Source organism: Hyphomonas chukchiensis (genome assembly GCF_000682695.1).
Taxonomy (GTDB): domain Bacteria; phylum Pseudomonadota; class Alphaproteobacteria; order Caulobacterales; family Hyphomonadaceae; genus Hyphomonas; species Hyphomonas chukchiensis.
The window spans coordinates 1-24,146 of the sequence record NZ_AWFG01000010.1 but is presented as its reverse complement, the minus strand read 5'-3'; the positions used below and the strand labels follow the sequence as shown (position 1 = coordinate 24,146).

Below are 24,146 nucleotides of genomic sequence, written 5' to 3'. Positions count from 1 at the left end.
GCCATGAAAGACCTCGCCAAGATCATGCAGCAGGCCCAGGAAATGCAGGGCAAGATGCAGGAAGCGCAAGCCAAGATCGAAGCCACCGAGGCCGATGGCGTCGCTGGCGCAGGCCTCGTCCGCATCCGCCTCAAGGGCAAGGGCGACCTGATCTCCGTCCAGATCGATCCGTCCCTGATGGGTGACGATCCGGAAATCCTCGAAGACCTGCTCAAGGCCGCCCATTCCGATGCCCGCAAGCGCCTCGACGAAGCGATGGAAGAGGCCATGAAAGCCGCAACCCAGGGCCTCGGCGGCGGCATGCTCCCCGGCTTCAAGCTGCCATTCTGAGGCGATGCGATGGCTCCATGCCACGCCGCCCTGCGACTATGGCCCCGTGCCGAGGGCTGCCTGACAGAGTGATCGTGAAGGACTGAACATCAGCGAAGCTCTCCCACCTGATCTGTCCATTGATGTGCCGCTTGTCCGCCATCTGCTGGACAGGCAGTTCCCGCAATGGGCTCACCTGCCGCTGACGCCTGTCGCCTCCGATGGCACGGACAATGTCATGTTCCGGCTGGGCACAGAGATGTGCGTGCGTCTGCCACGTGTTGCCCGGGCGGCCGGGCAGGTCGACAAGGAACAGGTCTGGCTACCCCGGCTCGGCGGTCTGCCCCTCGCCATTCCGGTGCCCCTCGGCCATGGATGGACCGATGCCCCATATCCCTGGAGCTGGTCGATCTATAGCTGGATTGAAGGCGCACCCGCCACGCCCGACCAGATTGCCGATATGGATGAGGCCGCCGCAACACTAGCTGCATTGCTCAACGCGTTTCAGAAAGTGGATGCCGCAGACGGCCCGCCAAGTGGCGCCCATAATCAATATCGCGGCGTGCCCCTTGCCTTGCGCGATGGCGTGACCCGCAAGGCGATGGAAACGCTGAGAGACGAATATGACCTCCCGGTGCTCACCGCCCTGTGGGATGCGGCCCTGGCGGCGCCCGTCTGGACCGCAGCACCCGTCTGGATTCATGGCGATATCCATTCCGGCAACCTCCTCGCGCATGAGGGGAGGCTCTGCGCCCTGATCGACTTCGGCCTGATGGGCATTGGCGACCCGGCCTGCGATCTGATGGTTGGCTGGAGCCTGCTGACGCCATCCTCCCGTGCTGTCTTCCGATCCGCCCTGTCCGTTGATGCAGCCACATGGGCGCGCGGGCGCGGATGGGCCCTCTCCGTCGCGCTGGTGGCACTGGCCTACTACCGGGATATCAACCCCGATATTTCAGAGCGCTCGCGTCACACGATCAAACAGGTTCTGGCTGACAAGGACCGCGAAGACTGACGTCCGACGGGGCTGAACCCGCATTCGGCCTTGCCTTGTCACGGCAGACTCGGGCAGAGACTGGTCGCATGTCCCAACGCTCCGCTGGTCCTGAACTTCTTCGCCTGATCGAGCTGATGGCCCGTTTGCCCGGCTTTGGCCCGCGCTCGGCCCGGCGCGCCGTGCTGTTCCTCTTGAAACGCAAGGACCAGATGCTGCTGCCGCTGGCCGATGCCCTGCGCGACGCAGGCGAGAAGATCGATCGCTGCGAGATCTGCGGGAACTTCGACACGGTCCAGCCCTGCGCCGTTTGCCAGGCCGATGGCCGCGACGATGGTGTCATCTGCGTTGTCGAAGACGTGCCGGACCTCTGGGCGCTGGAGCGCGGCGGATCATTCCGCGGCCGCTATCACGTGCTCGGTGGTGTCCTCTCGGCGATTGACGGCATCGGCCCGGATGACCTCCATATCGGACCGCTGGTCGGCCGCGTCGAGGCGGGCGGCATTCGCGAAGTCATTCTCGCCCTCAATGCCACCGTGGACGGACAGACAACGGCCCATTATGTCGCCGACATGCTGGAGGGAACGGGCGTGGAAGTCACGCGCCTTGCCCATGGCGTGCCGGTTGGCGGCGAGCTGGACCATCTGGACGACGGCACGCTGGCCGCCGCCCTCAGGTCGCGCCGGGACGTCAAGCGCTAGGCGCTATTCCGCCAGGTCCACGCGGAAGATGCCGTCCATGTCCTTGGTCGCGACATAGAGGTGGCCGTCCGGCCCCTGGATCACGTCGCGGATCGGATATTCATCCACCAGCAGGTCTTCACGCCCTGCAACCTTGCCGTCTTCCATGTCGATGCGCACCAGTTTCAGGCCTGCCGGGCCGTTCATGCCGCCCGTGAACATGTCGCCTTTCCAGCCCGGATAGACATCGCTGGTCAGCTTGGTGAGGCCTGACGGCGCGATGGATGGCACCCAATAGGTCAGCGGCTGTTCCATGCCTTCGGCTTCGGTCTGGTCGGTGATGATCGTGCCGTCATAGTCGACGCCATAGGTGATTTTGGGCCAGCCATAATTGGCGCCCTTCTTGATGATGTTGAACTCGTCGCCGCCCTTCGGCCCGTGTTCCGTCTCGTAGAGCGTGTCCGTATCGGCATCGTAATAGAGGCCCTGCTCATTGCGGTGGCCATAGGACCAGACCGCCGGATTGCCGACCGCGCCATCGGCGAACGGATTGTCGGCCGGGATGCTGCCATCCTTGTTGATGCGGATGATGGAGCCATGCGTGATCTTCGGGTCCTGCGCCTGCTCCATGTATTTGAAGCCCTCGCCCAGCGTCGCATAGAGCGTGCCGTCGCTGGCGAACTGAAGGCGCGAGCCGAAATGATAGGCCGTATCGCGGCGATCGGCCCAGAAGATTTCAGTCACGTCTTCCAGCGCGCTGCCATCATCGCTGAGGCGGCCATGGATGATCGCCGCACCATTGGCCGCGTCATCGCCTTTGGAATAGGAAATATAGACCTGCCGGTTGGTGGCAAAGTCCGGGTCCAGCGCGATGCCGAGATAGCCGGCCTGGCCTTCCGTATAGGCTGGCGGCAGGCCGCTGACAGGCGTCGGCGTGCCTTCGCCGCCGGCGACATATTTCAGGCCGCCTTCCTTTTCCGTGAATAACAGGTCGCCATTCGGCAGGAAGGCCATGCCCCAGGGAAATTCGGCTTCGGTGACGACCGGGGTGAGCTTCAGTTTGACGTCGCTGCTGACGGTCGGTGTGTTTTCGGCGGCGCTGCCACAGGCGGCGAGCATGAGGGCGGCGGCGAGGCCTGCTGGGTAAAAGCGCATGATAGCCCGTATCCTTGTTCTGCAATGTGCGCGGAGGATAGTCTGCTGCGGCTTTGGGGCCAAACAAAAAGAGGGGCAGCTCGCGAGAGCTGCCCCAGTTTATGACGCGGCGGGTCTTGAGGCCTGCCGCGCAGTTCGTGGCGTCCTACCAGGATTTACGGAGCGTGATGCCGTAAAGGGCTGGCTCGGTCAGGAAGACGTTGGTGAAAATACCCTGGCTGTCATCGCCGACATAGCTGCCTGTGATGACTTCCTCATTGGTCAGGTTCTTGGCGAAGGCTTCAACGCCCCAGCCATTGTCCGAATTGGTGAGGATAACGGACAGGTTGACGTTCGACCAGCTGTCGAGCTCGTCATGGACCGTATTGAAGATCCGCGCGTAGCTGTCGGCCTGGTAGTAGTAGTCGCCGCGAATGGTCAGATCCCAGTTGGAATCCCGTACCGACTGGAATGTGTATTCCGCAGCGAGGTTCAGCGTCATGTCCGGCGCGCCTGGCAGCTTGTTACCGTCGACATTTTTCGAGATGCCGTCGAACGGGGTGAGGGCACCAACAGTGTGGGTCACACCTGCGCCATCGACATAGGTGACAGTGCCGAGACCGAGCGCCGCTTCTGCGAACGCTATATTGGTGGCCGTGTCGCCGCTGCCGCCGGTGGTGCCGTTGACCTGGTCATAGAGGCCCGATGCGAAGGCGCCGCTACAGATCCCGCGGGTCGCCCCGTTAGGTGCCCGAGCGGTGGCGATTGCCCCCAGAAGCGTGGCGTAACCCTGGGCCGACACGACACAGTTTGCATAGGTCGACGCATTCTTCAGGGTAACGAAGTTCGGATTGCCATTCGTCCGGTCAAGCACGTCAACACTGTCTACATCTACCAGCTTGGCATCGAGCAGGCCGAGATTTGCCGTCAGCAGCCAGTTGTCGGCGGGGGTCCAGAGGTATTCCAGTTCGAGGCCGGTGAGCTCGGCATTCACGTTGAAGTTTGCCGCTGTCCGGTTAACGATCTGGGAGATCTGGTAGCCTTCATAGTCATAGTAGAACGCCGTCGCGTTCAGAGACTGGGTATTGTTCGCGAACGTGTTCTTTGTACCGATTTCGTAAGCGTTCACGAATTCAGGCTCGAAGGTTGATGGAAACGCGGATGGATTTTCGACCGGCTGCGGCGGGTTGATGCCACCACCCTTGTAGCCCTTGGAGTAGAAGCCGTAGATCAGCGTATCATCAGTGAAGCTGACTTCTGGTGACCAGTCGAGACCGATCCGTCCGGTCGTTTCCTTGAAGTTCGCCTTGAGCATGCCGGTCGGTGTCAGAGGATCGCCATTCTGAACGGCTGGATAGGCAAAAGTCGGCGTGAACAGGAAGGTCGGCAGGACGTCCTGTTCCTTGTCGTCCTTCGTGTTGCGCAGGCCGAGCGTGAATTTCAGCGTGTCGGTGACGTCATAATACAGTTCGCCAAAGAACGCTGTGGACTTCAGCCGGTAGGGTGAGATCGAGCGGAAATAGTTGCCGCTGTCGCCATCGACCTGGCCATTGAACAGGCTGGCTGTTCCGTCCGATGTGGCAATCGGCACAGTACCGCAGAACAGGCCAGGCAGTTTCCCGGCCCCCAGGTCCGGACAGGTGGAGGTGGCTGTTGGGATGTTGAGTCCGACCAGTGCGTTGTTGAACTGGGTGAGGGCGGTCAGAGCATTTGAGAACACGTAATAGCTAGCGTTCTGATCTTGCGGATCGAGGGCCTCGCCATCGACATAGATCGCACCCAGGTTGAAGTTCAGCTTGCCGTCAAAATCAGACTGCAGGCGGATTTCCTGCGTGAACGTTTTCGTCCCACCGCCGGAGAGGTCGGCTGAAACCAACGTGTTCAGCGTACCGAGTTGCGGATCGGCAACGTAACCACCTGGGAAGAGGGAATTGTACAGCGCCGCTGCAGGTCCTGCACCCGTCAGGTCGTTGAACAACACGTCCGGAACCAGCCTGTTGACGTCCTGGACTGAGGCTTGGCTCGTCTCGTTCTGGCTGGTGATCGATGTCAGCTTTAGGGCGTCGGTGACATCATATTCCAGCTTCAGGGTGTAGAGATCCTGTTCAGCCTTGTAGATCGGTTTGAAAGCCGACTGGATGTGGCGCAGGTCCTTGTCGAGTGGTGAGGTAAAGACGTCGCCGTTAAGAAGGCCGGCCGCAATGGCAAGACCTCCTGCGAGGTTGCCGACGGAGTTGGTTTTTTCATAGCTGTCGTTAAGCGATGCATCCTGGCAGCCGAGTGAGGTGACGAGCAGGTCGGAGCCGGTGATCGGTATGCCGGCAAAGCTCGTCTTCAGAGGGTCTTTCTTGCAAAGCTGTTTGCCTGAGCGCTGGCGATCGTCGTCTTCCTCGAAGTGCTCCCAGGAAATCCAGCCGCGGAAATTCTCGGTCGGCTCGAAACCGAGCGTCGCACGGATCGACCAGATGTCACGTCCGTCAATATCGTTCCCGTCGACGGTGTTTTTCGTGTAACCGTCGCGCTGCGTGAGTGCGCCTGCAACACGCAGGGCGGCAAACTCGCCGATGGGCATGTTGACCATGCCCTTGCCCTTGATCGTGTTATAGTTGCCATAGGTCAGTTCGGCATCAGCCTGGAATTCGCCGAGCACAGGCTTGCGCGTGATGACGTTCACAACGCCGCCCGTTGCGTTACGGCCGTACAGCGTGCCCTGTGGTCCGCGCAGAACTTCGACGCGTTCGATGTCGAAATATTCCTGTTCGAAAAGGAAGTTGGCGCCAAGCGGCACGTCGTTCTGGTGGATACCCACACCGGCATCGGAGGACTGCGCCACGGCGTCGTTGCCGATACCGCGGACCTTGAAATTGGCGCCCGTGAACTGGCCCTTGGTGAACGAGACGTTCGGAACGGCTTTCACGAGGTCGGCGCCGCCAGTCAGCTGCAGGCGGTTGATGGCGTCTTCATCGAACGCCGAAACGGCGATCGGGACGTCCTGGATGGATTGTTCTGTCTTCTGGGTTGTCACCGTGACCGTGGCGAGCGTGCGGGTCGATTCCGGCGCGTCGTCTTCCTGGGCCCAGGCACCCTGGGCGAACAGTCCGATTGCGAGCACCGAAGCGCCGGCAAACAAGACGGTTTTCGAGTCTGTTTTCCGAGTCATTCTAAATTTTCCTCCCCTCGGGCCCGTCGGGATGGCAGGCCGCGATTTATATGATTTTGACGAGTGTCCTCATTGACGGGACGACTTCATTGATCATCAGAAATTGAGTGGGCCCCCAATGTCAACAGATTTGCATGGCCCCCATGCATTTGGTTTGACGCAGGTGTCATAAATGTAACGCTGCCGCTTGGCCCAATACCTACAGGCTGTTACAGGCGATCCATGACAGACAAGAACACATCCGCACTCGTGCTTTTCTCAGGGGGACAGGACTCGGCCACCTGCCTTGCCGTAGCGTTATCTCGTTACGGAAGGGTCGAGACTTTGGGCTTCGATTACGGCCAGCGCCACCGTGTGGAACTGGCATGCCGGACGCGTTTCATCGATTCGCTTCGCGCGCAGTTTCCCGCATGGGGCGAGCGCCTCGGCGTGGACCACATGCTGGACGCGAGCGTGCTGAAGTCGCTGGGCGAAAGCGCCATGACGGACGACGTTGCCATCGAGATGACAGAGGCGGGCCTGCCGTCGACTTTCGTGCCCGGCCGCAACCTGCTTTTCTTCACGCTGGCCGGGGCTCTGGCCTATCGCCGGGGCATTGACGTCCTTGTCGGCGGCATGTGCGAAACCGACTATTCCGGCTATCCCGACTGCCGCGCTGCCACCCTCGCCGCGCAGGAGCAGACGCTCCAGCTCGGGCTCGATTCCACGGTCCGGATCGAGACGCCGCTGATGTATGTCGACAAGGCGGGCACATGGGCGCTCGCCGAAGCGACCGGCGGTCAGGCGCTGGTCGATCTGGTCACGGAAGAGACCCATACCTGCTATCTCGGCGACCGCACCCACAGGCATGAATGGGGCTATGGCTGCGGCACATGCCCGGCCTGCGAATTGCGCTCCAGTGGCTGGCAGCGCTGGAAAGCCGGCGCATGACCTGGACCGTCAAGGAAGCCTATTACACGCTTCAGGGCGAAGGCGCGCAGACCGGCCGGGCGGCGGTTTTCCTGCGCTTTGCCGGATGCAACTTGTGGTCGGGGCTTGAGCGCGATCGTGACAAGGCCGTGTGCCGTTTTTGCGATACAGACTTTGTCGGCACAAATGGCGTCAATGGCGGCAAGTTCCGCGCGGCGGAAGATCTTGCGGCCCATGTGAAAGCGATCTGGGAGGCCGAGGCGGGCGATGAAGGCCCGCGCTATGTCGTCTGCACGGGCGGCGAGCCCCTGCTGCAGCTTGACGCGCCTCTGATTGCCGCTCTCAAGGCCGAAGGCTTCGAGATCGGCGTCGAGACCAATGGCACCATTGCGGCGCCTGATGGGCTCGACTGGATCTGCGTCAGCCCCAAGGCCAATGCGCCCCTGGTGCAGACAAGCGGCAGCGAGCTGAAACTGGTCTATCCGCAGGACGAGGCCGAAGCGCAGCCCGAACGGTTCTCGAAACTGGACTTTTCGCACTTTTTCCTGCAACCGAAGGACGACCCCGATCAGGCCCGAAATATTCAGGCCGCAACGACCTATTGTATGAAGAATCCCCAATGGCGACTGAGCTTGCAAACGCACAAACTGATCGGGCTTCCCTGAGCGTGGAAGGCCGTGTCTTCGAAATCTCCAAAGCGGTGACCTTCGAGGCGGCACACTTCATGGGCGGCAAGCCCGAGGGCCATCCCTATCGCAATGTCCACGGGCATTCCTTCCGTCTTGAAGCAACGGTGGCCGGAACGGTGAAGGCCGGGGAGCAGTGGGTCGAGGATTTCTCGCATCTCACAGCGACGCTCGAAGCGACAGCTGCGAAGCTGGACCACAAGCTGCTGAACGAGATTGAAGGGCTGGACGTGCCGACGCTGGAGCGCATCTGCCTCTGGGCAGCGGCTGACCTGGCGCCGGGCCTGCCGGGCCTCACCCGCGTTGCGGTGGCCCGGCCAAGCCTCAATGAGCGCTGCGAACTGGTGCTTTAAACCGGCTCGCGCAAGCGATCAGGATTCCACGTCGTCAGCGGGCGCGCCGGCCAGCTGTTTCGCAAACTTGCGGGCAAACCGGTCAGAGGCGCGCTTGGCGTCCTGCCATGTGGCGATACCGGAATAGCGGATGTCCGTCTCGAACCAGTCATAGGTCATCGTGCCCATTTCCGAGCCGCTCGCATCGAACGCCGTGGCGGACAGTTTCATGCCGCCAATGCTGCGGGACGCGCCGTAATCGAGGCCGGGCTTGTCGCCGAGCTGTTTGAACGTGGGCTTGTTCGGTGTGGCTTTCTCGATGGTGACGCTGACGCGCTCGACATTCAGGCCGGCGGCCTTGAATTCGCGCATGAGGTCTTCCCTGATCGAGTCGGCAAGATAGGTGCCTTCGCGTGCGCCATAATCATCCTGGAGCTTTTCCTGAAAGTCCGGCGAATAGCCCACATCGATTTCGGTCGCCAGCGCAGCAGGCGTGGCGAAGAGGGCGAAAGAGGCAGCAGCAAGTAGGTATTTCATGGGATCATTCTCCTGAATTGTCCTCATGATCAACGTAGCATGCTGCCGCCTGTTCCTGAAGTCACGGGGCTGTGAGCTTACCGTTAGATCGTATCAACAAAGACGATCTCGGCATCCTCAACGCCTTCCAGCGTCAGCGTCTCGGCCCCGGTCACGGCAACGCCGTCGCGGGCTTTCAGCGTTTCGCCGTTCAGCGTGACCGATCCGTCAGCGAGGACGAGATAGCCGTGGCGGCCTGCGGTCACTTCATAGGTCAGCTTTTCGCCGGCCTTGAGGGTTGCGCCGAGCACCTTGGCGTCCTGGTTGATGACAAGGCTGTCCTTGTCGCCGTCACCGGAGGCCAGAAGGGCCCAGCTGCCGGACCGTTCGCCTTTCGGAAACTTGCGGGCGCCCCAGCTGGGTTTGCCGCCGGCCGAGCGTGGCTGGATCCAGATCTGGAACAGGGTCGTCTTTTCGTCTTCCTCGTTCCATTCCGCATGCTGGATACCGCTGCCCGCGCTCATCACCTGAACGTCACCGGCCTCTGTGCGGCCATGATTGCCCATCGAGTCCTTGTGGGTGATCGCGCCTTTGCGGACATAGGTGATGATCTCCATGGACTGGTGGCCATGCGGCGGGAAGCCGGTATGCGGCTCGATCGTGTCATCGTTCCAGACGCGCAGGGCGCCTTCGCCCATGCGGCGCGGGTCGTGATAGCCCGAGAAGGAGAAGTGGTAGTTGGCATTGAGCCACTCATTCTTGAAGCGGCCCAGGTTTTCAAAGCGTCGAATGTCAATCATCGGTGTGCTCCATGAGCTATGTGTTGGTGTTGAGACCTATATGGCATGGCTGGAAATCTCGTGTAGGGCGGGGGCTGGATCACATTTATGCGATTCCTGCATGGCTGGACGCCGCTGCGAAATCCGCTACCTCAATGCCCATGCTCCCGCTCGTTCATCATCCTGACTATGACGCCCGCACCGTGCCGGACGACCATCGCTTCCCCATGCGCAAATACGCGCTGGTGGCGGATATGCTCCGCGCGGCGGGCCATGACTTCATCGAGCCGCTGCTGGCGCCGGAGGCCTGGCTGCACCTGGCGCATGACCCGGCCTATGTCGGCGCCATCCTCAGCCAGACGCTGGACGCCAAAGCCGCCCGCAGGATCGGATTCGAGATCACGCCCGCGATTGCCCGGCGGTCGCGCGCGGCTGTCGGCGGCACCTGCCTCGCGGCCCGCCTCGCGCTGGACCACGGCGCGGCGGGTTTCTGCGTATTCAATGATGTCGCTGTGGGGGCCAGGCTGCTCCTTGAAGAAGGCGCTGTGCGCCGCGTGGCCGTGATTGATTGCGACGTGCACCATGGAGACGGCACGGCTTTGATCCTCGCATCAGAGCCGCGCGCTTTCACCTCTTCGCTCCATTGCGAACAGAACTGGCCGCGCGAGAAGCCGCCCTCTGATCTTGATATCGGCCTGCCGAAAGGCACGGGCGACGCGGCCTATCTCGCAGCGCTGGAGAGGCTCGTCGCGGAAGCCCTCGCCAGTGGGGCTGACCTGGTCTTCTACAATGCGGGGGTCGATCCCCATGCCGACGACCGCCTCGGCCTGCTCAGCCTGAGCGATGAAGGCCTCGCCGCCCGCGACCGCTTTGTGGCCGAGGCCTGCGCCTCAGCGGACGTGCCGCTCTGCGCCGTCCTCGGCGGCGGCTACAGCTTCGATGCCAGCGCTGTCGCCCGGCGGCATTGCGGCTTGGTGGCGGCGCTGGCCTAGGCCCTCACCTCCCACGCCCTAACGGGCGCGGGTCCCTCCTCTCCCAGAGGGAGAGGAGTTTGACCGGAAGAGCCACTTAACCCCTCTCCCTCTGGGAGAGGAGGGGCCCATCGCGCAGCGATGGGAGGTGAGGGAATGGCCCTTGGCAACCTGCGGCATCCGGTCCTAGATCGCCGCGACGATCAGGCGGGACATCCATGACAGGTGGCGAAGGGTTTGAAGGCGCGATCGTGTTGGGCAATACGACGCTGTCCGAAGCGGTGGCGGGTGTCGGTGATCTTGCATCCCGGTTCGTGCGCTATCCCGGCAGTCAGCAGGTCACGTTATGGCTGCCGCAGGACGGCTATGCGGGTTATAGCAGGTTCTGCATTCTTGGCCCCGGCGGGGGTGTCGTCGACGAGGCAGACGTCACGGCGCGCCTGAATGGCCGGGTCCAGATTCTGATTGATACCTTCCCGTGGCCGCCCGGCCCTTACCGTATCGAGATCCACCATTCCGATGGCTGGTGCCATGTCCTGCCGCTCGAGAAGCTGGAAGCAGGCATCGCACCTCCGCCTGAACCCATGCCAGAGCCCGAGCCCTCGACTGGACCCATCGTATACCGCGACGGCTTTGGAAATATCCTTCCGGACGAGGACCTTGCGCTGCGTGCGCGCGTGCTGGGGCGAATGGTTTCGCAGTTTGGTCGGCATCTTGAGTTCGACGGCAATGCCCGCGCCGGAACCATCACCTATGTCGACGGCGATATCCGTATCCCTTTCCCGCACGAGATGTGTACTGGCCGGGTCCATTTCAGCATTGACCTGCCATCACCGGATCGGTGGGAAAGCGTGACGGGCCGTCCGCTCGCAGAGCGCGAGGCCATCATCGCCTTCGTTGCCGAGGAAACGCAGCGCCAGCAGGCCAGCAGCTGGTCGTTCGAGATTTATGACGACTGTATCGATTTCGTCAGCTAGCCGTTCGCACACCGCCTCTTGCTCCGACTCACGCGAGCCGCCACAACACATTCCATGCCGACCCGCCCCCAACTCGATGAAGCCCGTGCGATCCTGCAGCGCGTTTACGGCTTCAAGGCCTTTCGCGGCCTTCAGGAAGACGTGATCAGCGATGTGCTTGAGGGCCGCGACGCCCTCGCCGTGCTGCCGACCGGTGGCGGCAAGTCGCTCTGCTACCAGATCCCGGCGCTGATCCGGCCCGGCTGCGCCATTGTCGTGTCGCCTTTGATCGCGCTGATGTCGGACCAGGTCGACGCGCTGAAACAGGTCGGCGTGCGGGCCGAGCGGCTGGACAGCTCGATGGATTTCAATGCGCGCACCGAGGCGCTGAATGCGGCCCAGCGCGGCGAGATGGACCTGCTCTATGTGTCGCCGGAAGGCCTCGGCACCGGCCTTGCCCAGCGCCTTGCGGGCATGGACGTGTCGCTTATCGCCGTCGATGAAGCGCACTGCGTCAGCCAGTGGGGCCATGACTTCCGGCCGGACTATCGCGCCCTTGGCCGCCTGCGGGAACTCTTCCCCGGCGTGCCCCGCCTCGCCGTGACCGCCACCGCCGACACACGCACCCGCGACGACATTCTCGCCCAGCTGCAGCTGACCGATCCGGCTCTCCACGTGGCGAGCTTTGACCGCCCGAACCTCACCCTCTCGGCTGAGCCGAAGGGCGGCGGCCGCACGGCGCGTGTTGTCCAGCTGGTCAAGGCGCGCGGCGGGGTCTCGGGCATCGTCTACGCCGCCACGCGCAAGGGCACCGAAGACGTGGCCGAGGCGCTGGAACGGGCAGGCATTCCCGCGCTCGCCTATCATGCCGGTCTCGACGCGGAAGTGCGCTCCGAGCGCCAGCGCCGGTTCCTGCTCGAAGAGGGCCTCGTCATGTGCGCCACAGTTGCCTTCGGCATGGGCGTCGACAAGCCGGATGTGCGCTTTGTGATCCATGCCGATCCGCCGAAGACACTGGAAGCCTATTGGCAGGAAGTCGGCCGGGCAGGGCGTGACGGTGAACCGGCTGAAGGCATCGCGCTTTACGGACCCTCGGACATGGCGCGGTCCCTCTCGTGGACGCATCAGGGCGATGCGCCGGAAGAGGTCAAACGCGTCCAGCTGACCAAGACGCGGCAACTGTTCGCTTTCTTCAATGGCGATGAATGCCGGCGCGGCGCGGTGCGGCGCTATTTCGGCGAGGAAAAGGTCGAGCCCTGCGGCGTCTGCGATGTCTGCACGGCCGAGCCGGGGCAGGCGCATGATGCGACCCGCTGGGCCCAGATGGCGGTCTCGGCTGTCATCCGATGCGGTCAGAAAGTGGGCCGGGGACGGCTCGTGCTGCACCTGATGGGCACCACGAAAGACGGCTTCGACGAGCAGCTCTCCACCCAGTCCACGTTCGGCGTCGGCAAGGACCTGCCCAAGGCCGGCTGGGACCGCGTGTTCGATGCGCTGCTGTTTGACGGGATGCTGGCCGAGGGCGGCGACCTGATGCGGCCCTCCATCATCGTGCCCGATGGCGAGGCGGCCCGCGCCCTGTTCCGGGGCGAACGGACGCTGATGCTGCGCGAGGATGTGGCCGCCGCCCGCAAGAAACCCGCGAAGGGCCGCTCAGTGGCCTCTGCGGCCGCCGTCGCTGACCTGTCAGGCCGCGACCAGGACCTGTTCGATGCCCTGCGAACCTGGCGGACCGATACGGCCAAGGCGCGCGGCGTGCCGCCTTACGTCATCTTCCACGACCGCACCCTCGCCGAAATCGCCCGCGAACGCCCCGGATCGCCCGATGCCCTGCGCCAGATCAGCGGCGTCGGCGAGAAAAAGGCCCAGCGCTACGCTGAAGACGTGGCCCGGATTATCGCGGAAGCGGCGTAAGCGCTGAATCCCACAATCCAGCAAAAACAGCGTTTTCCACGGGTTTAACCTCTCCAGCCTTGACCCGGGCGCCGTGGCGCCTCACCTATGGTGCCAATCGAATATCCCTCTGCCGGAGATGACATGTCCCCTTATTCACGCCTTGACGACGAAGAAGCCGAAAGCCCGCCAATGGGCGAGCCGAATGCGTTCCTTGAAGAAGCCCTCTTCAAGGCCCGCACCATCCTGCTGACCGGCGGGATCGACTTCAAACAGGCCAAGCGCGTGTGCGAACGCCTGCTGGCCCTGTCCTCGGAGAGCACCGACCCGATCCTGCTCGTGATTTCCTCGCCCGGCGGCCACGTCGAGAGCGGCGACATGATCCATGACATGATCAAGTTTGTCGGGGCACCTGTGAAAATCCTCGGCACGGGCTGGGTCGCTTCGGCTGGCGCGCTGATCTATTCGGCGGCCAAGAAAGAGAACCGTTTCGCCCTGAAGAACACCCGCTTCCTGCTTCATGAACCCCGCGGCGGCGTTGGCGGCCAGGCCACGGACGTGGAAATCCAGGCCCGCGAGATCATCAAGATGCGCGAACGCCTGAACCAGATCTTCGCCGATGCCACAGGCAAGAGCCTCGACCAGATCAAGAAGGACACCGACCGTGACTTCTGGATGAGCGCCGAGGAAGCCGTGGAATACGGCCTCGTGAACAAGATCGTCACCCATCGCGGCGAGATCAAATAGGCAGCGAACGGGCCGCAACGCCCCTTCCGCAGACCTTAAAAACGCCCGGGCCCTCGCGTCCGGGCGTTCATGCATCCGGCGCCGGGTTTACTTTCCGTTAGGGATACGTTTGCGGCGCGTAAACGATTTTGACGGAAGGTCACATCCTTAACGGGTAAGGGATGCGTCTTAAGCAATGCCGGTGCGTATAGAGGATATTGCGGTCGCCATCCGTCCCATCGATGCCGAAACCTCCGCCTCTGCGGCGCTCGGTCTCTTCCTCTCCGATTCTGCCCTTTTTGCCCTGCCGATCGTGGTCAATGGCGCCGCGCTTGGCCATGTCACGCGCGGGCGGCTCACCGAAATCATGGCCGGGCCCGGCGGGCGGGATATCTACGCCGCGCGCTGCATCACCAATTTCATGACGCCGCATCCGGTGATGGTCGAAACGGGCACATCCGTTGCCCTGATCGCAAAGCTGGCCGCTGACGGGAATACGTCTGCCCTGACCGACGGCGTGATCGTAATACGGGACGGGCGCTATAGCGGCCTGGTCAGTCCCGGCGCCATCCTCTCGGCCGTGGCGCAGGAAAATGCCCAGCGGGCGCGTGCCATGCAGTCAGCCAGCAAGCGCCTCGCCCAGGCCCGCACCAGCGCGCAGGACGTCGCGCGCGACAAGTCACACTTCCTCGCCGTTCTCAGCCACGAAATCCGCACGCCGCTGACCGGCATCCTTGGCGTTGCCGACATATTGCAGGACAGCGTCTCCGGCGCCGAACCGCGTCGGCTCGCGCGCACGATCAGCGAGAGCGGCAATCATCTCGACCGCCTGCTGGGCGACCTGCTGGACCTGTCGCGCCTTGAGGCCGGCAAGCTCCCCATCAACCCATTGCCGTTCGACCTGCATGAATTTGCCGCCGAGGCGCGCGACCTCTGGCAGTCGCGCATTGCCGGCAAGCGGCTGGACTTGCGCATCCAGGTGGAGTCCGGCAGCGTGATGCGGATTGAGGCCGATGCCATGCGCATCCGTCAGATCCTGTTCAACCTGATGAGCAATGCACTGAAATTTACCGAGCAGGGCCATGTCAGCGTCGTGCTCGCAACGGACGACACGGCGGGCAAGCTGTCGCTGCGCATGACGGTTTCCGACACGGGCTGTGGCATTTCTGACAGCGACAAGGCTCGCATGTTCGAGGCATTCGAGCAGGCGAGCGCCACGACGGCGCAGACGCATGGCGGCTCGGGCCTCGGCCTCTCCATCGCCAAGGGGCTGACGGCGCGCCTCGGGGGCAAGATCGCCCTGGCGGACAATCCGGGCGGTGGCTCGGTCTTCACGGTCACGCTGCCTGTGCTGCGGGCCGGGCCGCGCCTCGCCGCACAGACGCCGCCCAAGCCGCGCAGGCGCAGCCTGACGCTGGGCCATATCCTGATCGCCGAAGACCATGAAGTCAGCATGATGGTCATGTCGCGGGCCCTGACTGCGGCGGGCTGGAAGGTCGACACGGTCGCGAATGGCGAAGCCGCGATCGCCAATGCCATGGCCGGGCGATATCAGGCGATCCTCACCGACATTCACATGCCGGGCGCCAATGGTGAAATGGTTGTCCGGGCGCTGCGCCGCTCGGACGGGCCGAACCAGCTGACCCCGATCCTGGCGGTGACTGCCGACCTCAGCGCCGAGCGCCGCGCCGCCTGCGAGGCGGCCGGCTTTACGGCGCTCATCGAGAAGCCCATCCGCCCGCGCGCGCTGGTGGCAACGCTCGCTGACGTGCTGATGGCGGATGAAGACACCGGCTGGGAACTCAGCGCAAAACGGGCGTGATCACGACCCCCATCCCGCCGGGCTGTCCTGCCGCTAATCGCCGGGAATCGCAGCATCCTTGCCAAGCGTGTCCTGCACGTAAAGCTTCGTTATCCACACGGTGACGACAATCAGGATGGGCGTTGCGAGGAGCACACCGAGAGGCCCGAAGAGCATCCCAAAGGCAAGTATGGCCACGAGATTCAGGGCGGGGGGAATGGACGCTGCCTGTTTCTGGATGATTGGATAGATCAGATTGGCCTCAAGCTGTGAAATGACGAGATAGGCCGCTGCTGTATACAAGGCGGTCATGGGACCAAGGGTGAAAGCCAGCAATATACCGGGAATGGCCGCTATCAGCGGACCGACCGTCGGTACGAATTGCGAAAAGCCCGCCAGCAATGCAAGCCCGATGAATGCCGGGACACCCAATGCCCATAGTGCGACGGCAAGAAGAACGGTGATGATCATCATGTCCACCGTTATGCCCAGCAACCACTTTTTCAGCGCGAGCGCTGAATGGTCGAGGGCTGCCGCCACCTTTTCATCGGGACCCTTGGGGATGAGGAGAAGCGCACCCCGGCGATAAACAGACGCGGAGCTCGTCAGAAATGCCGCAGTAAAGAAAACGAGGAGCGCCGTTGTCATGGCTGACGCTGCGGGCAAGGCAAAGCCGCCTGCGCTGGAGACCATGTCAATCGCGGAGCCGCCGCTGTCGCCTGATGTAAGATGCTGAATTTCGGAGACGATGGCAGCGCCAACAGGGTTGCCTTGCAGCGTTTCCTTGGCCTGCTCCCACGCCGAAGGAAGACGATCAAAAACGCCGGATAGCTCGGCGCTGAGCTGCGCGCCGAAAAGCCAGAGAATACCTGTGATGATGGCAATTAGCAGGAGCGCGCCGAGGCCCAAGGCAGCACTACGGGGGAGCGGCGCCACCTTCATCAAGGCATCCGCGACTCCGTGCACTGCAATGGCCAGCAGCACCGCTGCAAATCCAAGAAGGACGGCATCCTTCACCACCCACAGGAACAGCGCGAGGGCGACCAGAAGAATCGTCAATAACAGTCGTGCCGTGAAGCCCCATAAAGTGGACGGGTCTCTGCCGCCGCTCACGTGATTTTCTTGTATACGGTCAGCCCTAGAACCAGCAGTACGATAAAGATGATCAATGCCAAGCCGAACAGAAACATGGCGATATTTGCGGCCGCGCCGGCGAGGCCGCTGAACCCAAGAATACCGGCCACTATTGCGATCACCAGAAATAGGAGCGCTAATTTAATCATGGGAATGTCCTGTTGTGTGAGCTGTGTCAAAAAAACCAACGGAACGTGAAGGCAATGGTTCCCTGAGAGGACAGCCTGCCCGCGAAAGGGCCACTGCAGGATATGTTGCATAAATGCATCACACTCCCTCAGGCAGACCCGCGCAAATCCAGAAAATTCTGGCCTTGCGAGGCACGTTGGTTAGCTTTTTCTCCTTGGAGATTCAGGGGAGGGCAGCATGGCCGACGACAATCAATCCAGGGGACATTTCTGGTCGCGCTTTGCATGGACCGTCGGCGTCCTTTCAGCGGTTCTTGGCATCTATGTCTTCGTCAATGACGAAGTCCGGGGCCGCCTCTTTCCGGACCAGAACGCCGCGACCCGCGCCGATGTGAAGGAACAGCTCCAGCTCAGCGAGGAACGGATCGCGATGATCGTTCAGGCCTCCATCACGTCCGCCATGGCTGGCGCGGATGCGCGCGGTGAGAATGTGTCTGCCGATCAACAGGACAATTACGAGGCCGCGCTGACATCCCTGCTGGCCTCCGAAGACCCCACGCTGACCGATGCGCGGTTCCTGGCGGTTTCGGGGCAGGCCGAAGCGGCCGCCGAAAAGCTGGTCACGACGGCCGAAACCTCCGGCGCGAGCGAAGCGATCCCGGCGCAGGGCCGCGCCGACCTGCTGCGCAATGCCGGCGATATTCTCGTGCCCTCCGACCCGGCCAAGGCGCTGTCCGCCTATCAGAAGGCGCTGGAACTCGACCCGGACAATCCGGTCCTGCAAACGCGGGTGAAGAAACTGAAGGCCGAAACGGCCGAGAAGAATGCGGTAAAGGCCATCCCCCGGGCGAAGTTCGAACTCTCCGGCCTGCAATTCGAATTTCAGGGATGTGAAAACCCCGATGCGCCAAAATGCGTCCTGTCAGTCATGAACACGACGCCCGACACCGTGAATTTCTGGATCGGGTCATCCTCGGCCATCAATGAGCAGGGCCGGTGGCTGGACGACAAGGGACGTAATATCGTCGCCTCATCACACTATACGTGGAACATCCCTTCGCTGGAGGCCTCGCAGATCGAGGTGACCTATAATCGCCCCGCCAACACCTTCCAGCTGGTCCGTTTCGAACTGCATGTGAACAATGTCGAATTCAACAAGGAATTCCGGGACATTGCCATTCGCGGCGGACGGCAGGTGGATGTGCGGGCCATGCGCCCTGTCCCTGCGGATCACCCGGAATATGCTTATGAGGTGGACAATGTGGCGGTGCATTTCCTCGGCTGTTCCAATCCCGACGCGCCGATCTGCCGGTTCGACCTGACGAACACCGGCACCAGCGACCGGATGATTTCCACCTATGGCGGCCTGGCCGTCAACAGCCAGAGCCGGCAGCGGAAAGCGGCCCAATCAGTCCTCAGCCTGACGGGCAAGTCGGACGGCAAGCTGCCGCCGGGAATCGTTACCAGCTGGGACGTGACGTTCCGCACGCCGGCCGAATTCTTTCAGTCCTTCTGGCCCGATCTCAATATCGAATACGAGTCCTATCCCAGGGCATTCACAAACCTGAACCTGAGTGATGCGGAGCCGCCGGCCATCAAGGCGCTGAGGCGCGACGCGGCCTATGTGCCGGACGGCATTTTCGAGCTGGGGGACATGGAATTCGTTTTCCTGGGCTGCGCAAACCCGGACAATCCGAAATGCGTTTTCGATGTGCGCAATCCCACCGACGAGACGGTCCGGTTCAGGGTGGACGGGGCCCGGGCGACCGATGAAGCCGGGGAGGAGATAAAGTCATCATCAAGTCTGGTGGAAATGAACGGTGAGAGGGAGGCCCGCATTCCCGCTGGCGTAACGACCAGTTTCGAAGTCGCCTTTCGCAAACCCATGCCGCGCATCAGCCAACTGGTCGTGCCCGTGACCGTGGGCGACGACCGACACGACATCCAGTATGCCGACATCGCCCTGCAGGCGAATTGATCCATTGCGGAAGGAAAAGTGGTGGTTCGGGGGAGACTTGAACTCCCGACCTCGCGATTATGAGTCGCGCGCTCTAACCAGCTGAGCTACCGAACCGTTTCGCTGGATGCGAGGGCGCCTCTTACACGGGTGTGAGCCGCCTCGCAAGCGTGTCTCCTGCTGCTTTTGCGCGGCATTTTACAATACGCTGGCCGAACCTCTCCGACCGCCCTAGATTGGCGATATGATACGCGTCATGCTGTCGGTGATGTCATTCCTGATTTTTGTGGTTTTCCAGGCTGCCTGGGGCCAGAGTCCGTCGGCTATGGAGGCCTATACGGCTGGCCATTATGATGCGGCAATCGCTGATGTCGCTGCAGATCGCGGGGCAGATGCCTGTGCTTTCAGCGCGCGCAGCCTGCTGGCCAAGGCGATCAGCGGCGAGGCCCAGCCGGCGCCCGGCCTGCTGCAGGGCGCGCTGGACGAGGCCAATGCCGCCCTGGCGGCTGATCCCGGCCATATCGAGGGGCGCCTGCAGAAGGCGATTGCCCTGTCGCTGATGGCCCGTCCGATGAGCCTCAGGGAAGCGCGCGATTCCGGTTATGGCGAAGAGGCGCGCCAGCTGGCCGAGAGCGTGCTGCGGGACGACCCGCAGAATGCTTATGCGCATGGTTTTCTGGCCGTCTGGAACCTGGAAGTGATGCGACGCGGCGGCATGCTGGGCGCGATGATCATGGGCGCGAGCCTGGATGCGGCCGAGGCCCATTACGAGGCTGCGGCGGCGGCCTCCCCGGGCGACGCCGCCCTGAACTGGCAGTTCGCAAGGGCACTGGCGACGCTCAATGCCCGCAAGTATCGCGACGAGATTTCCGCGGCGCTGGACGCGGCTTTGGCCGCGCCCGTGGACGATCAGCTTGAGCGCGTCATGCAGGACAGGGCCCGCATACTGGCACAGGCCATGGCGACGCAGAAAAACCGGGATATCGAGGCCCTGGCAGAGGGGATGCTGTAGGGCCTATTCGGCCGCGACGGCCTCTGCATGCGCTTCCTGTTCGGAGAGGAAATGTTCGGCTTCGAGCGCGGCCATGCAGCCCATGCCGGCGGCGGTGACGGCCTGACGGTATTTCTCGTCGGTGACGTCGCCCGCTGCGAAGACGCCGGGAATGTCGGTCGCGGTCGAATCGGGCGCGGTGATGAGATAGCCGTTCGGCTTCATGGCCAGCTTGCCGGTGAAGAGCTCTGTGGACGGGGCGTGGCCGATGGCGATGAAGATGCCGTGGACCGGCAGGTCTTCGATCTCGCCGGTCTCGACATTTTTCAGCCGCGCCGCCGTGACGCCGAGCGGATCGGTGTCACCCAGAACGTCTTCGAGCGTCGTGTTCCAGCGCACGTCGACCTTGGGGTTCTTTAACAGGCGGTCCTGCAGGATTTTCTCGGCGCGGAAATGGTCGCGGCGGTGGATGACGGTGACCTTGGAAGCGAAGTTCGTGAGGAACAGGGCCTCTTCAACAGCTGTGTTGCCGCCGCCAACGACGAGGACTTCACGGCCGCGATAGAAGAAGCCGTCGCATGTGGCGCAGGCGGAGACGCCGAAGCCCTTGAATTTCTGCTCGGAGGGAAGGTCCAGCCATTTGGCCTGGGCACCGGTCGAGATGATGACGGAATCGGCGGTATAGACCGTGCCGCTTTCGCCAATTGCGCGGAAGGGGCGCGAATCGAAATCGACGCTGGAGATATGGTCGTCGGCGACCTTGGCGCCCATGGCGACGGCGTGTTCGTGCATTTTTTCCATCAGGGCAGGGCCCATGATCTGGGTCTCGCCGGGCCAGTTCTCGACCTCTGTCGTGATGGTGAGCTGGCCGCCCGGCTGGATGCCGGTGACGACGAGGACATCGCGCAGGGCGCGGGCGCCGTAGACGGCAGCGGTCCAGCCAGCGGGGCCGGAGCCGATGATAAGGATTTCGGCGTGGCGGGTATTCGTGTCTGTATCGGCCATCGGGGCCTCCCTGAAGGGGCGTGGAAACTGTTCAGGACTGGTATGGCGACTCGCGGCCCAAAGTAAAAGGGGCGGGGTGTCTCATGTGCGCGTTCAGCAGGGCTAAAGCGGCTCGGAAACCACTTCCACGGTGGCGTGGCTGAGGTCGAACGCTTCTGACAGGCGGGCCTTCACGTCGCGCCGGACGGTCTCGATACACGCGCCGGGCTCAGCGGTAACTTCCAGCGTGATCAGGCGCTTTGTCTCCGTCAGGGCCCAGGCGTGGACGTGGGAGACGCTGGAAACGGCCGGGATGCTCATGATGAGATCTGCACTGATATCTGCAGATGAGAGACCTTCCGGCGTGCCCTCGAGGAGGATATGGCCGGACTGGCGCGCGATGCGGATGCCCGCCACGAGGACGAGCCCGGCCACAAGGACGGAGAGGATCGGGTCGGCCGCCATCCAGCCCGTGGCCATGATGATGCCGGCGGCCGCAATGGCCGCGACCGAGCCCAGCATATCGCCCGCGACATGCCAGAGCGCGCCCTGCATGTTGAGGTCTTCCTTGCTGCCGCCATGCAGCACGAAGAAGGCGATTATGTTGACCACGAGCCCGCCCACGGCGACGGCCATGAGCATGCCGCCCATGACCTCGACCGGGTCCATGAGGCGGTGAATGGCTTCCCAGACGATCCAGATGGCCAATAGAATCAACAGGATGCCGTTGGTGAAGGCGGCGAGGATCTTCATCCTTGCAAAGCCGAAGGAGCGCTGCGGGTCGGCCGGGCGCTCGGCCAGCTTGTAGCCGACCCAGGCGAGCACGAGCGAGCCGCAATCGGTGAGCATGTGGGCCGCATCGGCGAGCAGGGCGAGGGAGCCGGAGAGGAGGCCGCCCGCCACTTCGGCGAACATGAAGGCGCCCGTCAGAACGGCAGCGATCGCGACACGGCGGCGGCTGTCGGCCGAGGTCATGTCTGCGGCATGGGAATGGTCATGGCTGTGGCCATGGCCCTGATGATCGGCGTGGTCGTGATCGTGGTCGTGTGAATGACTGCTCATGGGCTTCAGGTGGCGTTCTTTGGGGCCGGGGTCAATTCGTGTGTGATAGCGTTGCAAAAGCGCGGAGCTTTCCCCCATCCGGCCTGCACGAATGATTGCACGTAAAAAGCACGGAAAGTGCACGGAGCCTGCACGAACGGGCGGCCCCTTGCACGAAGGTGCCGTGCATGCGCTGATGTCCGCAAAAATGAAGCCTAGGAGGAGCCCACCCATGCCATTCCCGCGCCTGCGCCAGCTGGTGATTGCCAGCGAGACGACTGACACGATCGACACGCTGAAAACCGTGTTCGGGCTGGACGCGCCATTCCCGGACCCCGGCGTGGCGGAGTTTGGCCTGGTGAATGGCGTGTTCGCGATTGGCGACCAGTTTCTGGAAGTCGTGGTGCCGACGGTGGAGACGGCGCCGGCGGCGCGGTTCATGGCGCGCGGCGGGCCGGGCGGGTACATGGCGATCTTCGAGGTGGAGGACCTGGCCGCGACGCGCGCGCGGGTGGATACGCTCGGCATTCGCCGGGTGTGGGATATTGACCTTGAAGACATTGCCGCGAGCCATCTGCACCCGGCAGACCTGGGCGGGGCGATTGTCTCGGTGGACCAGCCAAAGCCGGCCGGCGAGTGGCGCTGGGGCGGGCCGGACTGGCGCCGACGCAGTACGGTGGGGCGTCTGATCGGCGCGGAACTGACGAGCCCGGACCCGATACGCCTGATGGCGCGCTGGGCGAGCGCGCTCGGCGCGGAGGGCAGCGGCAACGCACTCAAGATGGATGACGGGGATATCGTGTTCAGCCAGGGCGACGTGGAACGGCTGGTGGCGTTTGACCTGTCGCTGCCGGATGGCGAGGCCGTGCTGGCGCGGGCACGCGAGGCCGGGCTGGATGTGGACGGGCGCAGCGTGCGCGTGGCGGGCGTGGAGATGCGGCTGGCTTGAGACAGATATTTGCAAAATATCCGCATCCCCGGACTTGATCCGGGGTCTCCCGCGGCGGCGCCCGGAAGCCTTCGCATGAGATCCCGGGGCAAGCCCGGGAAAGCGGATGTGGAGAGGTGGGGGTCTCTCAGGCCTCGCGCAGTTCGGAATGGCTTTTCAGCACGTCCGAGCCGCTGTCATGGCGGATGAGATAGGCGGGGTTGTCATCACTGGCGTTTCGTTTGACGTGGGCGCCCTTGAGGGTGCGCGCGACGGGCTGCGTGAAGGTCTCGGTGATGAAACCCTGCGCCGTGCCGCGGCCCCAGTCCCACTCGACGCGTGTGCCGGTTTCGTAAGGTGTGGTCATGGGGATTCTTACGTGTGTGGGGAAGGATTGGATCAGGAACTTGCTTCCCTCACGCCGCATCCCCGGGCTCGACCCGGGGGCTCTCGCGGCGGCGCAGGGAAGCCCTCGCACGAGATCCCGGGTCAAGCCCGGGAAGGCGGATGAGGAGAGTGGGTTCAGATCAGTGTATCGGCGAGATCGCGCCAGTCGGGATTGGCGGCTTCGATCAGCTCGATCTTCCAGTCGCGTTTCCAGTTCTTGATCTGGCGTTCGCGGGCAAGGGCGTTCTCACGGGACTCGAATGTCTCGAACCAGACGAGCGCGGTGCAATTGTATTGATGGGAATAGCCCTTGAGGACGCGGTTGCGATGTTCCCAGGCGCGGCGGTTGATATCGTCCGTTTGCCCACAATAGAGCGAGCCGCGCGGCTTGTTCGTCACGATATAGGTGAAGAAAGCCACCTTCTTGCCCCCGCTCCCCGTGTTCCCGGCGCGCGCCGGGGCCTCATGCGAAGGGTCGAGAAAATCACGGTGAGAGATCACGGGTCAAGCCCGGTATTTTAAACCTCTCCGCATCCCCGGCGAAAGCCGGGGTCTCATGCGACGGCGCCCGGAAGCCTTCGCCTGAGATCCCGGATCAAGTCCGGGATCACGGATGTGGGGAGAGGTTTAGAGCTGGGCCCCCAGACCGCTACGCGGTCGGGGGTGACGCGGGATTGGGAATTGTGTGTTGTGAGGGAGAGGCCTGTAGGTGGGTATCGCTCCGCTCAACCCACCCTTGTATTGTCAATT

24 protein-coding genes and 1 tRNA gene are annotated in these 24,146 nt (G+C 62.9%); 14 read left to right on the top strand and 11 right to left on the bottom strand.

Annotation, left to right across the window (positions count from 1 at the left end; all coding sequences use genetic code 11):
* Nucleotides 1-3 precede the first annotated feature (3 nt).
* From HY30_RS03640 to recR, 3 genes are all read left to right on the top strand, one after another.
* Nucleotides 4-330 carry a YbaB/EbfC family nucleoid-associated protein gene (locus HY30_RS03640; protein ID WP_034737233.1) on the top strand — a complete coding sequence of 109 codons (327 nt, stop codon included), beginning with the start codon at nucleotides 4-6 and terminating at the stop codon, nucleotides 328-330.
* Between the two features lie 124 nt (nucleotides 331-454).
* The gene (locus HY30_RS03635; RefSeq protein WP_206741405.1) at nucleotides 455-1,324 is read left to right on the top strand and encodes an aminoglycoside phosphotransferase family protein; all 870 of its coding nucleotides are present in this window, start codon (nucleotides 455-457) and stop codon (nucleotides 1,322-1,324) included.
* 68 nt (nucleotides 1,325-1,392) lie between these two features.
* Nucleotides 1,393-2,004, top strand: coding sequence for a recombination mediator RecR (recR, locus tag HY30_RS03630; RefSeq protein WP_034737231.1), 612 nt, complete (start codon nucleotides 1,393-1,395; stop codon nucleotides 2,002-2,004).
* Nucleotides 2,005-2,007: 3 nt separating this feature from the next.
* Here recR and HY30_RS03625 read toward each other — a convergent pair whose 3' ends face one another.
* On the bottom strand, nucleotides 2,008-3,138 hold the full coding sequence (locus HY30_RS03625) for a PQQ-dependent sugar dehydrogenase (protein ID WP_034737230.1): 1,131 nt from the start codon (nucleotides 3,136-3,138) through the stop codon (nucleotides 2,008-2,010).
* Nucleotides 3,139-3,283: 145 nt separating this feature from the next.
* Entirely contained in the window at nucleotides 3,284-6,277 is a 2,994-nt protein-coding gene (locus HY30_RS03620; RefSeq protein WP_034737229.1) for a TonB-dependent receptor, read from the bottom strand.
* A gap of 222 nt (nucleotides 6,278-6,499) precedes the next feature.
* Between HY30_RS03620 and queC the strand changes: the two genes are divergently transcribed.
* Genes queC through HY30_RS03605 form a run of 3 tightly spaced genes read left to right on the top strand, consistent with a single transcriptional unit; the run spans nucleotide 6,500 to nucleotide 8,225 of the window.
* Nucleotides 6,500-7,207: a 7-cyano-7-deazaguanine synthase QueC gene (gene queC / locus HY30_RS03615; RefSeq protein ID WP_034737228.1), complete on the top strand. Its 708-nt coding sequence runs from the start codon at nucleotides 6,500-6,502 to the stop codon at nucleotides 7,205-7,207.
* On the top strand, nucleotides 7,204-7,851 hold the full coding sequence (gene queE, locus HY30_RS03610; protein WP_034737227.1) for a 7-carboxy-7-deazaguanine synthase: 648 nt from the start codon (nucleotides 7,204-7,206) through the stop codon (nucleotides 7,849-7,851). The genes queC and queE overlap by 4 nt, the downstream gene beginning before the upstream one ends.
* The gene (locus HY30_RS03605) at nucleotides 7,806-8,225 is read left to right on the top strand and encodes a 6-carboxytetrahydropterin synthase (RefSeq protein ID WP_051614763.1); all 420 of its coding nucleotides are present in this window, start codon (nucleotides 7,806-7,808) and stop codon (nucleotides 8,223-8,225) included. Before queE ends, HY30_RS03605 begins: the two co-directional genes overlap by 46 nt.
* Before the next feature lie 18 nt (nucleotides 8,226-8,243).
* On the opposite strand, the gene HY30_RS03600 is transcribed toward HY30_RS03605, so the two are convergent.
* Together HY30_RS03600 and HY30_RS03595 are read right to left on the bottom strand one after the other, a co-directional pair.
* Nucleotides 8,244-8,741 (bottom strand): hypothetical protein, encoded by a 498-nt coding sequence (locus HY30_RS03600; RefSeq protein WP_034737223.1) that lies wholly within the window; start codon nucleotides 8,739-8,741, stop codon nucleotides 8,244-8,246.
* An 83-nt stretch (nucleotides 8,742-8,824) separates the two neighbouring features.
* A complete protein-coding gene (locus HY30_RS03595) occupies nucleotides 8,825-9,520 on the bottom strand; it encodes a pirin family protein (RefSeq protein ID WP_034737221.1) in 696 nt (231 codons plus the stop codon).
* A 140-nt stretch (nucleotides 9,521-9,660) separates the two neighbouring features.
* On the opposite strand from HY30_RS03595, the gene HY30_RS03590 reads away from it, so the two are divergent.
* From HY30_RS03590 to HY30_RS03570, 5 genes are all read left to right on the top strand, one after another.
* A complete protein-coding gene (locus HY30_RS03590; RefSeq protein ID WP_034737220.1) occupies nucleotides 9,661-10,491 on the top strand; it encodes a histone deacetylase family protein in 831 nt (276 codons plus the stop codon).
* Between the two features lie 197 nt (nucleotides 10,492-10,688).
* The gene (locus HY30_RS03585) at nucleotides 10,689-11,447 is read left to right on the top strand and encodes a hypothetical protein (RefSeq protein ID WP_034737218.1); all 759 of its coding nucleotides are present in this window, start codon (nucleotides 10,689-10,691) and stop codon (nucleotides 11,445-11,447) included.
* A 54-nt stretch (nucleotides 11,448-11,501) separates the two neighbouring features.
* Nucleotides 11,502-13,340 (top strand): DNA helicase RecQ, encoded by a 1,839-nt coding sequence (gene recQ / locus HY30_RS03580; RefSeq protein ID WP_034737216.1) that lies wholly within the window; start codon nucleotides 11,502-11,504, stop codon nucleotides 13,338-13,340.
* Between the two features lie 123 nt (nucleotides 13,341-13,463).
* Nucleotides 13,464-14,066: an ATP-dependent Clp protease proteolytic subunit gene (locus HY30_RS03575; protein WP_034737379.1), complete on the top strand. Its 603-nt coding sequence runs from the start codon at nucleotides 13,464-13,466 to the stop codon at nucleotides 14,064-14,066.
* Nucleotides 14,067-14,241: 175 nt separating this feature from the next.
* Nucleotides 14,242-15,867: an ATP-binding protein gene (locus HY30_RS03570; RefSeq protein ID WP_034737214.1), complete on the top strand. Its 1,626-nt coding sequence runs from the start codon at nucleotides 14,242-14,244 to the stop codon at nucleotides 15,865-15,867.
* A 33-nt stretch (nucleotides 15,868-15,900) separates the two neighbouring features.
* On the opposite strand, the gene HY30_RS03565 is transcribed toward HY30_RS03570, so the two are convergent.
* The gene (locus HY30_RS03565; RefSeq protein WP_051614761.1) at nucleotides 15,901-16,905 is read right to left on the bottom strand and encodes an AI-2E family transporter; all 1,005 of its coding nucleotides are present in this window, start codon (nucleotides 16,903-16,905) and stop codon (nucleotides 15,901-15,903) included.
* Nucleotides 16,906-16,955: 50 nt separating this feature from the next.
* Nucleotides 16,956-17,240, bottom strand: coding sequence for a DUF1328 domain-containing protein (locus tag HY30_RS20435; protein WP_051614759.1), 285 nt, complete (start codon nucleotides 17,238-17,240; stop codon nucleotides 16,956-16,958).
* Nucleotides 17,241-17,346: 106 nt separating this feature from the next.
* Between HY30_RS20435 and HY30_RS03555 the strand changes: the two genes are divergently transcribed.
* Nucleotides 17,347-19,086, top strand: coding sequence for a YfgM family protein (locus HY30_RS03555; protein ID WP_034737212.1), 1,740 nt, complete (start codon nucleotides 17,347-17,349; stop codon nucleotides 19,084-19,086).
* Between the two features lie 19 nt (nucleotides 19,087-19,105).
* Here HY30_RS03555 and HY30_RS03550 read toward each other — a convergent pair.
* A tRNA-Met gene (locus HY30_RS03550) sits at nucleotides 19,106-19,182 on the bottom strand.
* 127 nt (nucleotides 19,183-19,309) lie between these two features.
* Between HY30_RS03550 and HY30_RS03545 the strand changes: the two genes are divergently transcribed.
* Nucleotides 19,310-20,077: a hypothetical protein gene (locus HY30_RS03545; RefSeq protein ID WP_155839236.1), complete on the top strand. Its 768-nt coding sequence runs from the start codon at nucleotides 19,310-19,312 to the stop codon at nucleotides 20,075-20,077.
* Nucleotides 20,078-20,080: 3 nt separating this feature from the next.
* On the opposite strand, the gene trxB is transcribed toward HY30_RS03545, so the two are convergent.
* Together trxB and HY30_RS03535 are read right to left on the bottom strand one after the other, a co-directional pair.
* On the bottom strand, nucleotides 20,081-21,061 hold the full coding sequence (gene trxB, locus HY30_RS03540; protein ID WP_034737209.1) for a thioredoxin-disulfide reductase: 981 nt from the start codon (nucleotides 21,059-21,061) through the stop codon (nucleotides 20,081-20,083).
* Nucleotides 21,062-21,163: 102 nt separating this feature from the next.
* Nucleotides 21,164-22,102: a cation diffusion facilitator family transporter gene (locus tag HY30_RS03535; protein ID WP_034737371.1), complete on the bottom strand. Its 939-nt coding sequence runs from the start codon at nucleotides 22,100-22,102 to the stop codon at nucleotides 21,164-21,166.
* 211 nt (nucleotides 22,103-22,313) lie between these two features.
* On the opposite strand from HY30_RS03535, the gene HY30_RS03530 reads away from it, so the two are divergent.
* Nucleotides 22,314-23,030 (top strand): VOC family protein, encoded by a 717-nt coding sequence (locus HY30_RS03530; RefSeq protein ID WP_034737207.1) that lies wholly within the window; start codon nucleotides 22,314-22,316, stop codon nucleotides 23,028-23,030.
* 127 nt (nucleotides 23,031-23,157) lie between these two features.
* Here the strand turns inward: HY30_RS03530 and HY30_RS03525 are convergent, their stop codons facing one another.
* Together HY30_RS03525 and HY30_RS03520 are read right to left on the bottom strand one after the other, a co-directional pair.
* Nucleotides 23,158-23,376: a hypervirulence associated TUDOR domain-containing protein gene (locus HY30_RS03525; protein WP_034737206.1), complete on the bottom strand. Its 219-nt coding sequence runs from the start codon at nucleotides 23,374-23,376 to the stop codon at nucleotides 23,158-23,160.
* A 155-nt stretch (nucleotides 23,377-23,531) separates the two neighbouring features.
* The gene (locus HY30_RS03520; protein WP_241765633.1) at nucleotides 23,532-23,897 is read right to left on the bottom strand and encodes a GIY-YIG nuclease family protein; all 366 of its coding nucleotides are present in this window, start codon (nucleotides 23,895-23,897) and stop codon (nucleotides 23,532-23,534) included.
* Nucleotides 23,898-24,146: the final 249 nt, after the last annotated feature.